This is a genomic window from Allobaculum fili (genome assembly GCF_020969955.1).
GTDB classification, from domain to species: domain Bacteria; phylum Bacillota_I; class Bacilli_A; order Erysipelotrichales; family Erysipelotrichaceae; genus Allobaculum; species Allobaculum fili.
In genome coordinates, this window is sequence record NZ_JAHDSX010000001.1 from 81,290 (window position 1) to 94,024 (window position 12,735).

A 12,735-nucleotide genomic window follows, 5' to 3' on the forward strand; every position below is an offset into this window, starting at 1 on the left:
AAAAATAATTTTTATTAGATTATTCAAGCAATTCCCGTCAGAGGGAAATCTACCCAGTCTAGTTGCTTTTCGTGTAGTATATTATCGGTTTTGGCAAGCATGCTAAAAAGACAAACCTGTTACAAATCTATATAGGAGCTTAGGTATGAAGAAATTTTGGGAATTTTGGCTCAGACATCCATACTGGACAGCTTTCCTGGCCGTGTTTATTCCAAGACTGATTTTTACGGTGGGGATAAAGACGATGTCGATTTCCGGAGATGAAATCTTCTCTTTCTGGCCTGCTGCAAAACTGGCTGGATACGACTGGAGCGGCGTCATGGAAGGCTACCGCTATTACGGATTCGGGTATACGGCTCTGCTTACCCCGTTTTTTCTTTTGATCCGTGATCCGGCTGTGCTTTATAAAACATTAGTTGTTCTGATGGCGCTTTTTCAGAGTCTGACAGCACCCCTTGTCTGCTATTTGATGAAGCGGTTTTTTCATGTCACGAACCCTTTGCGAAGAATTATTTCCGGAATTGTCTGCTCGTTTTGCGTAGCGCTTCGAGCGGTCTACACGTATCCGGAATTTTTGTACGACTTTCTGATCTGGAGCATTGTCTGGATTTTGCTGATTCTTACCGAGAAGGCGAGTCTGAAATGGACGATTTTTCTGTGGGTGGTGACCGGGTATGCCATAACCGTGCACAGTCGAGGAATCACCCTGGTTTTTGCGATCCTCGCTGCGGCAGTGCTTTATCAGATCTGGTTTAAAAAGCCTTTGCTGGACTGGCGAGTCACAATCGTACTGGCGGTTGCAGCTCTTCTGTTTTACAAGTTTGGAATTCAGTTCGTTCTCAATTACCTGGGAATGAATCGCCCAGTGGGAAATACGTCTGTAACCGTAAAATCTGGAACACTCTCCCTTTTCCTTGGAGAGCCTAAATCCTGGATCAGCTGGTTCTATATCATCCTTGGGCAGCTGAATGAAGGCATTATGATGAGTGCCGGGCTGGCTGTTCCGGCTGTCTGGATCCTCATGAAGATGATTTTTTCGAAAGCGGAAAGAATCAATGAGAACCGACAGATTCTTTGCGTAGCTGTCTTCAGCTTCGCAGCCATCATCATCACGATCGGCGGTCAGTCCATTACAGAACTTTCAGCGGTTTATGAAGCGATGTTCACGAATGGAAACTGGGACGCTTTTCGCATGGTGACATACCTTCGCTACTATGGGGCTTATGCGTCTCCGCTCCTGATGGCAGCAATCTGTGCGTTTCAGAACAAAGAGCGTCTTCAGTCCATTCTGGTTCCGTCCATTGTTACTTCACTCCTGCTGCAGGGGCTGTTTGTGATTCTGGTTGTTCCATATATTAATCACTTTAATGGATCCGTCTGGAGCTATGCCCCATTCTTTGGAACCCGGGGATTTGTAGACAACATCAGTACGGCAGCCTATCTGGCAGGCGTATTTGCGATGCTCCTTCTTCAGGGAGTGGATCTTCTCCTTCTTAAAAAGAATTTTAAAAAATGGATTCTGCCTTTGGCTGCTCTCGTCATGATTTACGTATATGGATTTAACTGTATCCATCATGAAGGGTATCGTTCCCGGCAAAATGCACAGGCAGTTGAAGAGGGAATTGCCTACATAAAGAAAAATGCTGCAGACCGCACGATTTATGTAGCCAATGTGCCGGCAGGTTCCGCTGGCCAGGGCGTGGCATGGCTTTATCAGTTTGCCCTTCCTGATATTCCAGTTCAGGAGTATACGTCCGTTCCCGAAGAAGATAACGCGGTGGTTATTACGAATACCGATACGGATCAAAACCTCCTCGATCAGGGCTTTCAGCCGACTGCCCTGAATGATGGCTGGTTCATATATGAAAGGAATTAAGCATGAAGCTAATTATTCAGATCCCCTGCTTTAACGAAGCAGAAACCCTGGAAGTCGCTCTGAATGATCTTCCAAAGCATATTGATGGAATCGATGAAATTGAGTACCTCATTATCAATGATGGAAGCCACGACAACACGGTTGAAGTCGCTAAAAAATGGGGCGTAAACTATGTCGTCAATTTTCGAAATAACAAAGGACTGGCCAGAGGATTTATGGCGGGTCTCGATGCCTGCCTGCGCAATGGAGCAGATATTATCGTCAATACGGATGCCGATAACCAGTACTGCGGAGAAGATATTGAAAAACTGGTACGCCCTATCCTGAATGGGGAAGCCGGCATGGTCATCGGCGAACGTCCGATTGATGATACAGAACATTTTTCTCCGCTGAAGAAGAAGCTCCAGCATCTTGGAAGCTGGGTGGTACGCAAAGCCAGTCAGACGGATATCCCCGATGCGCCAAGCGGTTTCCGTGCGTACTCCAGACATACAGCCATGCGAATGAACGTGGTGAATGACTACACCTACACTCTGGAAACCATCGTGCAGGCCGGTCGAAGAAAAATGGCTGTAACGAGTGTTCCAATCCGAACCAACCCGGAACTGCGCCCAAGCCGTCTTTTCCACAGCATGTTCGGCTATGTAAAGAAAAGCATGCTTACTATTCTGCGATCCATGATGCAGTACAAGCCGCTGTACTGTTTCACCATTCTCGGATCCATTCTCAGCCTGATTGGCCTGATCGTGCTGATTCGTTTTCTTGTCTTTTATTTTCAGGGAGCTGGAAACGGTCACATTCAGTCTCTGGTTATCGCATGCATGTTGATTACGATCGGCGTAATTGGCTTCTTCTGCGGACTGCTTGGAGACACAATTGCCGCAAACCGAAGACTGCTTGAAGAAGTTCAGTTTGAACTCAGACGAATGGACTATGGCTTGAGTGAAGAAGAAGTGAAGCAAAAAGACGACCCGAACAAGGCTGGAGAATATGGTGGCGAATAAAAAGATTGATGCGGTAGTGGTCACCTTCAACCGTAAAGAAATGCTGATGGAGACGATTCATGCCATCCTGACCCAGACGTATCCTGTTAATCGGCTGATCCTCGTGGATAACAACAGTACAGATGGGACAATTGAGCATTTGAAAGCAGCGAGAGTTCTAAACGATTCGCGTGTAGAACTTGTGGCATTAGATCAAAACACAGGCGGAGCAGGCGGATTTCATGCGGGAATGAAGAAGTCCTATGAAATCGGCGATGCGGATTGGGTTTGGATTATGGATGATGACGTTGAACCGGCATCGGACTGTCTTGAAAAGCTAATAGAAGCAGAAGAAAAACTTCCGCAGCCCGTCAGTTTTTTAGCCAGCTCCATTCGAGGATTGCAAGATGAACCGATGAACGTTCCTAAACTCCCAAAAGGAATGACCACAGGATATGTCGATTGGTATAAGTATCTAGGGGATGGAATCGTAAATATATCAAAGGCTACGTTTGTATCGCTTTTGATTAATGCGGACGCAATTAAAAAATGCGGACTTCCCTGGGCTCCATTTTTCATCTGGGGTGATGATTCAGAGTACACACAGAGAATCATTCGGGATTTTGGCCCTGCATACATGGTGGGAAAAAGCAAGGCAGTTCATAAGAGAAAATCAGCAGATGCCCTGTCCATTGTAAAAGAAGACAATCCGAATCGAATCAATATGTTTTTTTACTACTACAGGAATAACTTGATCGGATATTGGGAGTATGAAGGTGCATTGTACCGTTTCCTGTGCATGGGGAAACTGGGCTATGATTTCTTCCACGTTTTATTTAAAGGGAAGTATAAAGCTAAAAAAATGGGAGTGATTTTAAAAGCTTTTAATGCTTTTGTCTTTGGAACGTATGACAGACAGTCCTTTAAAAATCGGAGTCAGATATGAATGAAAAAATCGCTGTAGTAATACCGGTCTATAACGTTGAAAAGTATATCTCCAAATGTATTGAGAGTGTCTGTACTCAAAGTTACCCCAACTTGGAAATAATTCTGGTTGATGATGGCTCTACAGACTCCTCAGGAGAAATCTGTGATGCATATCAGAAAAAAGATGATAGAATCCGAGTTTTTCATACTCCTAATAGAGGCTTGTCCGCAGCCCGGAATTATGGTGTTCAGCAGTCAGAATCTAACTGGGTGATTTTTATAGATTCGGATGATTTTGTAACCTCTAGATATGTAGAAGATCTCAACACCATTCGTTTGAAGGCAGGAAGCGAAATCTCTGTCACTCAGGTAAAAAAAATAAATGAAGAAAGTGCAGCGTATATATATTCTCAGAGTGGACTGAGTAAACTGGCTGCACCGGATATTGTAAAAATGACTGTTTCGGATGCTCTTGCCAATATGTACTACAGGAAGGGAATTCCGATTTATGCTCCAGGAAAACTTTATTTAAAAAGCATCTTAACGAAGCATCCGTTTCGTATAGGCGAGCAGTATGAGGATTTAAGCATCATGCATCACCTTTTTTCCGAAGCAAACGCGATTGGCTTTGCACAAGTGGAAAACTATTATTACCTGCAGCGTCCATTCAGTATCGTCAATTCTAAGTTTTCGGAAAATAAGATGATTCAGATTCCAATTTGCAAGGAAATCCATCAATTTATTGAAGAGAAATATCCGAAAGCATTATGCGCAGCAGAATCAAAACAGTTTGTTGTAGCTCTGAATTTATATGTTGACGCTCGGACTCATCACGCAGACAAACAGGTCCTTCGAAAGCTGAAAAAAGAAGCAGGCCGTTACGTGACTAATATTCAAAAAGACAAGAATAATTCAACTGCAATACGTCTGCTGGCTAAATTGTTTCCTGCGAGTTTAGTGCTGCTTCCAAGTGCAATGCAGATCCTGAGGAAAGCGCAGAATGCAGGCTGGATTAAAATTAATAACCCATTTTAGGAGGGCCACAATTTGAATGGACTTGTAAGTGTAGTGATCCCTGTATATAACGGAGAAAAATTCCTCAAAGAAACTGTCAGCAGAATTCAAAACTCAAAATATGAAAACATAGAAATTATTCTTGTGAATGATGGCAGTACAGATACAAGTCAGCACATATGTGACGCTCTGGCAAAGCAGGATAAAAGAATCAGGATCTTCCAAAAAGAAAATGGCGGAATCGCGGACGCCAGAAATTATGGAATGAGACAGGCAGTCGGTGAGTTCATCTGTTTTGTTGATCAGGATGATGTAGTAGCACCGGACATGTATCAAGATTTAGTGACTCTGTTGAATCAGGATGATTCCGATTTTGCAATGGGTGGTACAGCAAAATTAGCGGGTGATGGAACTACCCCTTTTGAAACTTTTGATGATGGCTGTTTTAACAAACAGCAAATTTATCACGATTTTTTTCTCTCAATGGTTTATGGCAGTTTTTTACCTGCTCAGGCCGAGAATTCAAAAAGACATTATCCATCTATTTGGAAATGCCTTTTTCGTAGAGCATTTATTGATGAAAATTCGCTGACGTTCAGAAAAATTATTGACTTTGAAGATGATTTGACGTTTATGCAGGAAGCTTATTTGTATGCGAATTGTGTATCGACATCTTCAAAGATCTATTACTACTGGAGAATAAATCTAGGCTCTGAGAGTTATACATACAAATATATTAAAGATTATGATCAAAGATACAAAAATTATTATGATTATATTCTTGGGATCCTCGAAAAATCAAAACTTAGCGAGCAGGAGATCAGATCCTGGCAGCAAATTCTCTGCGGTCAGTATCTTATTGGAAAGATTGAGAATATTAATTCTCCGAATAATCCGGCTGGTTATTTTGAAAAAACGAAACAGACAAAAAAAGCAATACAGCACGTTCAAAACCAGACGGACTCCATTTCAAAGTTACAGGTCAGAAAAGGTGTGGTTAAAAACCGAGTTTTTCTTAGTCTGATTCGAAAGAGGTTTTATTTTTTGATTCCTCCCGCGGTCTACTTTTTTAATCGTGCCGGATCAAAAATGCAGAAGAATAATTTTTTATCACACATTTCATACCTCACGAAAAAGTAGATACTCAATTATTGACGATTGAAGGTTAGCTGCTAATTGAACTGGCTCTTGTTATTAGATTAGAAAGGCCCTATATGAAAAAGATTATCGCTTTGTATTTGCCTCAGTTTCATAGAATTCCTGAAAACGATGAATGGTGGGGGCCAGGATTTACGGATTGGGTGAATGTAAAAAAAGCTGTTCCCTTATTTAAAGGGCATTTACAGCCTAGAGTTCCTCTTAACCACAATTACTATGATTTAAGCGATCCCAAAGTTCTTGCAGACCAATCTAGTTTAGCCCTGGCTTATGGAATTGATGGATTTTGTTTTTACCATTACTGGTTTAATGGGAAGCTTCTGCTTGAAAAACCGGTTGAACAGTTACTGACAAATACGGATGTAAAAATTCCTTTTATGTTTTCCTGGGCTAATGAGACCTGGGCAAGGACCTGGGACGGTCGAGAAAAAAACATACTTATTCAGCAAGAATATGGAGGGGAAAAAGACTGGGAATCCCATCTGCAGTATTTTCTGCCCTTTTTTAAAGATGAGCGATACATCAAAATCGATAACAAGCCAGTTCTGCTTCTTTATACTTCTTCTCGAATTCAAAACTGTGCAGAGATGGTCGATTTTTGGAATAGAAGACTGCGCGAATATGGATTTGATGGAATCTATATTCTCGAAACGCTTAACTATATTCAGCCAAAGCCTGTTTTACCAAATGCTGCTGGGACAATGACCTTCGAACCTGTATATACTTTTTCGAACGAGATGAAAAAACAGAGCCTTCCAGCAAAAATCGATCGTTTTTTGAAGGTAAATATGAATTTACATAAACTTACGAAGTATGACTCAAAAAGTGTGTTTGAAAATATAGCCAATCGCTCGCAACCTGAAAACAATAACCCTTCAGTCTGTGTTGGATGGGATAATACAGCGCGAAAAGGGAAAAACGGCAGCGTGATGGTAGATAATGATCCGCAATATTTTAAGGATACGCTGCATAAACTCATGACTGAAGATACGACAGGACCATTTGTATTCATCAACGCATGGAACGAATGGGCCGAAGGAACGTATCTTGAGCCAGATAACTTTTATGGAACCAGATATCTGGAAATCATTGAGCAGGAGAAACAAAGAGAGAAAACGAATGACGAAAAAACGGAAAAGCCTAAAATATAACTTCATTATTTATATTCTCCGAACTTTGGTTGTAACCTGCTCTTCCTTGTTGATTTTCCCTTACGCCTCTCGAATGCTTGGTGTAGCACCGATCGGTAAAGTCCAATACATTCAGTCAATCGCATCGTATTTTCAGCTCTTTGCCTCGTTTGGTGTGACGACTTACGGAATTCGTGAAGGCTCTAAACACAGGGATGAACCTGTATTGCTGAACAAACTAATTATTGAGCTGATTGTAATAAATTTTATCTGTACTGTGATTTCTCTAATCGCCTATGGATTGTTTACTGCTTTATTTATTCCAGATACTTACTCGAAACTGCTATGGGTATTTTCGGTATACATTATTGTCTATGGCTTAAACTTTGACTGGTATTTTAATATCTATGAGCAATACACCTATATAACAATTCGATCTGTAATTGGTTCGCTTTTATCTTTAGTAGTTGTATTTCTTTTTGTCAAAAGTCCTCAAAATTATCTTATTTATGCAGTGTCAATCGTAATTCCTTATGCTGTCAGCTTTATTCTGAATGGCGGAGAGATTGTAAAGAATTTAACGCGTGTTCAATTGTCCTTGAAATCGATAATGCGTCACTTGAAGCCTTTGACGGTAATTTTTTCTGTTATTGTCGCGACGAACGTATATTCATTACTTGACTCCTCTATGCTTGGAGCTATGCAGGGAGATATGAGTGTGGGGCTCTATACAGCAGCTTCAAAACTGACCAGACTTGCTTCAACTTTTGTTACTGGAATATTCGGAGTATTTACTCCTCGTTTGACTTATTACATAGGCTTGGGAAACAAAGAAGAGTATCGCAAACTGGCAACAAAGATTGCTCGTCTGATTATGCTGGGCGGAATTTTAATTAGCGTATATATGTCAGTATTCAGCAGACAGCTGATTACCCTGTATAGCGGTGAAGCTTATTTAGCTGCAGATCCCGCTATGAAAATTCTCTCTATTAATTTTCTGTTTTCGATTGTTGACTGTTATATGGGATGGCAGCTCCTGGTGCCAAACAATAAAGAATCCGTCATGCTGAAAGCCACGATAGTCGGTTCAGTAATTGACGTTCTTCTTAATCTTCTTCTGATCCCCCGGTTTAATGTACTTGGCGCAACTGCTGCCACCTTTGCAGCAGAAATTTCAGTGTTTATTCTCCTCTTCTTAAATTGCAGGCACATGGTAAAACTCAATTCGGTGAAAAGAACCGTACTCAAAACTCTTCTTTCTGTTGGCGTTACGGTGGTTGGTATATATGCTCTCCAATTAAACGTTCTGAATTGGAAAATGGCGCTGCTTGTGGTCCTCCCACTTGCCCTAATTGTGAACTTAATTCTCTTATACTTGCTCAAAGAAAAGACTATTTTAGAGGTGTGTGATGAAATCAGAAGTAGAATTTCAACCCGCAAATATTCGAAAAACCAGTAAATATCTTCCTTGGCTGTTAATCATCTTAGGCGTTGTAAGTCTTTTAGTTATTCCCTTGATTGGTTACAAACAGGTTTCCATTCCGCAGATTTATCAAGATGAATTTGGGTATTGGGGAGATGCGGCTTTTTTCAACGGACAGAACTGGTCGACTGTAATTTCGACGATTCCGTACTATTCTTTTGGATATTCGCTGATCCTAAAGCTATTCATTAGCTTAACTGGATCCTATACGAATGCTTATGCCCTGGCCCAAATGGTTAACGGGCTATGGTTAGCGCTAACGTTCCTGCTGTTAATTCGTCTTATCAAACTGCTCTATCCTAAAACTATTAAAAGCAGTTGGGCAATTTTTTTCGCTTATATATCCGTTGTCTATGCTTCGAATATTCTTAATTCCCATTTCACATGGCCTGAGTGTTTTCTTTCGCTCTTGGTCGTGATGTTGACTGTGCTTTTTGTTAAGTTGCTTAAAACATACAACTTGATTTATTTTATAAGTATTTCTGTTTTGTGTGCCTACATCTATTATGTGCATCAGAGAATGATAGGCTTTGTTCTCTCTGTTTTTATAATATTAGTTATCTCGGTTTTTTTTCAAAAAACAAAGAGAGATGCCATCTTAAAACTTCTCATTTTTTTCCTTACTTTTGGAATCATCTACTTTTTGTTTTCGCTTTTGAAGACGGATCTGATCAATAATCTTTGGGTGTCCAGTCCTAGTTCCAATGTAAATAACATTAGCGGGCAGGCAGGTAATATTCGATATCTGTTTACTATTTCAGGTATACGTGATTTTCTGCTTTCTTTTTCCGGAAAGCTATTTTATCTGTTTACTGCGACTTTTTTTGTGATTCCACTTCTCTTGCTCCGTAGTGTGACAAGACTGTTCAAATGGATTCAGGGAAAATCAAAACGGCACCAAAAAACTGGGGAAAATGCCTGCGCGGATGAGTTGGCTTTGGTTTACTTATTTGTCTTATTGTCCTTTCTTTTATCCGCAGGAATCAGCTCGGTTTCCATGATTACTCCAACGACAATTAGCCATGTGGTTTATGGCAGATATTTGGAGCCTCTTTATAGTGTTGGTCTGGCCCTTGGATTTGCAGAGCTGTTTCTTAGAAAAATGAGTTTTACAGAGTTGTTGATCTTAATGGGTATTTACGCTCTAACTGTTCTTTCGGTTTCCTGGCAATGCAATCAGGGTGAGCTTCGATGGAGAGCACCGGTGAACAATAGTGCAGTTACATGGTTCGTAAAGGAAAACTGGATTGAATTGAGAAACTGTCTCTTACTCACTGGGATTGGAGTGGTGCTGCTCTTTATGGCAGAGAGAAAACGGATTCTCTATTGCCTCATTCTAACGATAATGGGGATTTACTGGATTGTTACGGGCAATCAAGCTTACAAGGATCACGTAAGTGATTGGGGTGCCTATCAAGAAGACAATGTGGCAATCTCAGAATATATTCGCAATTTCGAAAATCAGCATGATGAAAACATACAGGTAGTTATTGTAAATAGCGATATTGGTCGGCTTCCGAGCCGTAACCCAGGCAATGGCTTGCAGTTTTTAAATCCAAATGCAGAATTTGAGGTCTACTCAGAATGGGATCAGAGTTTGGCTAAGACGTTCGAAAATGGAGATGTTCCCGGACTTCTTGTTACTTCAGAAGCCGCTGATATTGAAGGTTTAGATGAGCCTGTGTATACCACTGACCATTACCAGATCTATATTCTGAAAGAATGAACAACCCAATAAAATTTTCAGAACTCCGCTCAGAAGATTTTGAATGCTTTACAAAAGAATGAAATCTAAAAAGCGAAGGCTTTAAGACCCGGATGTTTCTTAAAGAAATCCTCAGGAAGTCTGAAAGTCTTCGCTTTTGTTGGTGAAATGAGCTTTTATTTCGCAGCGGATTTTTCCGCAAGGCTTTTGCGAACGGAATTGTACAGACCGATCGCAAGAATCAGAATCGCGATCGGGCAGATCCAGGAGAGCAGGGTTCCGGACCAGGAAAGGATGGAATCCAGACCGGTGCAGGCGACAACGGCGCCGGCAACGGTAAAGGTGATCAGCCAGGAACGGTAGGAAAGTTTGCCGAACGTTTCCTGGAAGTATTCCGCGCAGCAGGCGAGAAGACCGGAGCAGACGTTCAGGCAGGCGATCAGGAAGATCAGACCGGAAAGAATGCGTCCAAGGCTTCCCCAGGTCTGAGTAGCCGCGGCAGAAAGAATCTGCGCACCGTTTGTGAAGGAACCGAAGAGCACGCTGTTGCGAGACGAGCAAACCGCCAGAAGAATGTACACGAGAGCAAGAAGAATACCGGCGCAGACTGCGGAAAGCGCAAGCGCCTGATTTTTCTTCTTGATGTTCATTTTTTCGATGTTGGTCGTAATCAGAATGCCAAAGCAGAAGGCGGCCAGAATATCCATGGTCTGATAGCCTTCGTTCAGGCCGGTCCAGAAGGGGCTGTTCGCAAATGCGGCAGCCGGAGCGGAAACACTGGCTGGCGCAAACAGAAGCGGAATGCAGACGCAGAGGATCAGAATCAGAAGAATCGGGCCCATGATCTTGCCCAGAATATCCTTAAGCTTTCCGGGATGGACAGCCATGAAGTAGGCGGCAATAAAAAAGAGACAGATTGCCGCAATCTGAACGGGTCTGGCCGGAATCAGCCAGGACCACATTTCCATCGCGGTTCCGGCGGTACGCGGAATGGCGATGCATGGACCGATCAGTAAATAGACGATGGTCATGAAAATTGGACCGAGCGGCTTCCAGATTTTGCTGATCATATTGGAAGCGGTCCGGTACGGGGCGATGATGCAGATGGAGACAACCGGCATGACCACACTGGTGACGAGCATGCCGCTTAAAGCCGGAACGAGAGCACTGCCTGCCTGCGCCCCAAGGTAGGGAGCAAAGATCAGGTTTCCGGCGCCGAAGAACATGGAAAACAAGGTGATTCCCAAAATCAAAATATCTTTAGTCATAGAAAAATTGTAGCATTCGAAGACAATTCCATACTTTTATAAGTGCATAAAGTACATCATCCAGACGAAAACGTATTCATATTTCGTTTGCCCCCTGCCAATTCACGAATTCCATGTTCTGCTACAATAAAATCCAAAGAGAAAGGCAGGCTGAAGGCCCCAGAACCTGTAAATAAGCCTTCAGAACAAGAGAACGATTTGCAGAAAGGAGCAATGTATGGAAACAGTTCCCTATAACAAGAAAATTTCCGACGCCATTCAGGATGTACTCGAAGGCGGAAACTGGAAATACGATTTTGATGAGATCAACGGAATGTTTACCCTGACGTTCGGGTCGTCTCAAGGACTGAATTACGACATGCTCATCCTGACCGGAGAAAAAGATTTTGAAACGACCATGAGCTTCCCCGTCGGAACGGAACGAGACGATCTGGATCTTATTTCCACCATGGCGGAGTTCATCTGTCTGGTCAATTACGAACGTCCTCGAAGCCTGTTCTTCTACCATCCGCAGCGCGGCGAGATCCGCTACCGGGAGCGGGTGAAGGTCAATCCATACAATCCGGAAAAGGAAAGCGTTCTGGCGAGTCTGGTCATGGCCATTGGAGAAATTCATTCCATTACGCCGGGGATTCTGGCGATCCTTTTTCAGGGTGCAACGGCAGAAGAAGCTCTGGCGATCATGGAAGCGGGCCACGATCTGGTATCCAGTTTCATGAACGCCCTCGAACATAACGCCACCGCGGAAGACTTCATTCTTTCCGACGAGACGGATTCCGAGGGAAATCCGAAAACCCCGCGCGCCTTTCGCTACGCGATCGATCTGAACACCGGGGAGTTCCTGAAAGGGGAATTCATCGACCCGGATGAAGAAGAGGAAGACGACGAGGAAGATCTGTTTAAGGACCCCGAAAGCTTCGATTCCTCGCTCAATTAGTACGGCGCAGATTGTACCGCGCAAAAGTCTGCATGCTGCAGCCGCTGGCTTTGTTGGGGTATTGCTTGAAAAACAGATTTACAATCGCGGGTGCGATATCCCAATCGATCCAGAGGATCGTCTGGAAGCCGTTCGGAATTAAAAAAGAAGCAGGATGCCCGCTGGACCGTATGGACTGGCGGGCAACTTCTGTATGCGCTCGGTTCAAGGGCGTGATTTATGTTTGGATTCCGGTGGGCGGCTTTCTGCAGAGA

At 42.8% G+C, this 12,735-nt stretch carries 10 protein-coding genes; 9 read left to right on the forward strand and 1 reads right to left on the reverse strand.

Annotated elements, in window-relative coordinates; translation table 11 throughout:
• Window positions 1-244 precede the first annotated feature (244 nt).
• The 8 genes from Afil_RS00310 to Afil_RS00345 all read left to right on the forward strand — a co-directional run bounded on the left by Afil_RS00310 (window position 245) and on the right by Afil_RS00345 (window position 10,297).
• A complete protein-coding gene (locus tag Afil_RS00310) occupies window positions 245-1,876 on the forward strand; it encodes a hypothetical protein (protein WP_230266530.1) in 1,632 nt (543 codons plus the stop codon).
• A gap of 2 nt (window positions 1,877-1,878) precedes the next feature.
• Window positions 1,879-2,880, forward strand: coding sequence for a glycosyltransferase family 2 protein (locus tag Afil_RS00315; RefSeq protein ID WP_230266531.1), 1,002 nt, complete (start codon window positions 1,879-1,881; stop codon window positions 2,878-2,880).
• The gene (locus Afil_RS00320; protein ID WP_230266532.1) at window positions 2,867-3,805 is read left to right on the forward strand and encodes a glycosyltransferase family 2 protein; all 939 of its coding nucleotides are present in this window, start codon (window positions 2,867-2,869) and stop codon (window positions 3,803-3,805) included. Before Afil_RS00315 ends, Afil_RS00320 begins: the two co-directional genes overlap by 14 nt.
• A complete protein-coding gene (locus tag Afil_RS00325; protein WP_230266533.1) occupies window positions 3,802-4,821 on the forward strand; it encodes a glycosyltransferase family 2 protein in 1,020 nt (339 codons plus the stop codon). The genes Afil_RS00320 and Afil_RS00325 overlap by 4 nt, the downstream gene beginning before the upstream one ends.
• Before the next feature lie 12 nt (window positions 4,822-4,833).
• Complete coding sequence (locus tag Afil_RS00330; protein ID WP_230266534.1) at window positions 4,834-5,940, forward strand: glycosyltransferase family 2 protein; 1,107 nt, start codon at window positions 4,834-4,836, stop codon at window positions 5,938-5,940.
• 74 nt (window positions 5,941-6,014) lie between these two features.
• Window positions 6,015-7,109, forward strand: a complete 1,095-nt coding sequence (locus tag Afil_RS00335) for a glycosyltransferase WbsX family protein (RefSeq protein ID WP_230266535.1) — start codon at window positions 6,015-6,017, stop codon at window positions 7,107-7,109.
• The gene (locus Afil_RS00340) at window positions 7,024-8,547 is read left to right on the forward strand and encodes a flippase (protein ID WP_230266536.1); all 1,524 of its coding nucleotides are present in this window, start codon (window positions 7,024-7,026) and stop codon (window positions 8,545-8,547) included. The genes Afil_RS00335 and Afil_RS00340 overlap by 86 nt, the downstream gene beginning before the upstream one ends.
• Window positions 8,498-10,297 (forward strand): hypothetical protein, encoded by a 1,800-nt coding sequence (locus Afil_RS00345; RefSeq protein WP_230266537.1) that lies wholly within the window; start codon window positions 8,498-8,500, stop codon window positions 10,295-10,297. The genes Afil_RS00340 and Afil_RS00345 overlap by 50 nt, the downstream gene beginning before the upstream one ends.
• 155 nt (window positions 10,298-10,452) lie before the next feature.
• Here the strand turns inward: Afil_RS00345 and brnQ are convergent, their stop codons facing one another.
• Window positions 10,453-11,544 carry a branched-chain amino acid transport system II carrier protein gene (brnQ, locus tag Afil_RS00350; protein ID WP_230266538.1) on the reverse strand — a complete coding sequence of 364 codons (1,092 nt, stop codon included), beginning with the start codon at window positions 11,542-11,544 and terminating at the stop codon, window positions 10,453-10,455.
• 217 nt (window positions 11,545-11,761) lie between these two features.
• On the opposite strand from brnQ, the gene Afil_RS00355 reads away from it, so the two are divergent.
• Window positions 11,762-12,481, forward strand: coding sequence for a hypothetical protein (locus Afil_RS00355; RefSeq protein WP_230266539.1), 720 nt, complete (start codon window positions 11,762-11,764; stop codon window positions 12,479-12,481).
• Window positions 12,482-12,735 lie beyond the last annotated feature (254 nt).

Bases quoted from the DNA above. Each gene is read 5' to 3' on its own strand.
- Afil_RS00340 (WP_230266536.1), top strand. From the start codon at position 7,024: ATGGAACCAGATATCTGGAAATCATTGAGCAGGAGAAACAAAGAGAGA.
- Afil_RS00310 (WP_230266530.1), top strand. From the start codon at position 245: ATGTCGATTTCCGGAGATGAAATCTTCTCTTTCTGGCCTGCTGCAAAA.
- Afil_RS00345 (WP_230266537.1), top strand. From the start codon at position 8,498: ATGAAATCAGAAGTAGAATTTCAACCCGCAAATATTCGAAAAACCAGT.
- Afil_RS00335 (WP_230266535.1), top strand. From the start codon at position 6,015: ATGAAAAAGATTATCGCTTTGTATTTGCCTCAGTTTCATAGAATTCCT.
- Afil_RS00355 (WP_230266539.1), top strand. From the start codon at position 11,762: ATGGAAACAGTTCCCTATAACAAGAAAATTTCCGACGCCATTCAGGAT.
- brnQ (WP_230266538.1), bottom strand. From the start codon at position 11,544: ATGACTAAAGATATTTTGATTTTGGGAATCACCTTGTTTTCCATGTTC.
- Afil_RS00320 (WP_230266532.1), top strand. From the start codon at position 2,867: ATGGTGGCGAATAAAAAGATTGATGCGGTAGTGGTCACCTTCAACCGT.
- Afil_RS00325 (WP_230266533.1), top strand. From the start codon at position 3,802: ATGAATGAAAAAATCGCTGTAGTAATACCGGTCTATAACGTTGAAAAG.
- Afil_RS00315 (WP_230266531.1), top strand. From the start codon at position 1,879: ATGAAGCTAATTATTCAGATCCCCTGCTTTAACGAAGCAGAAACCCTG.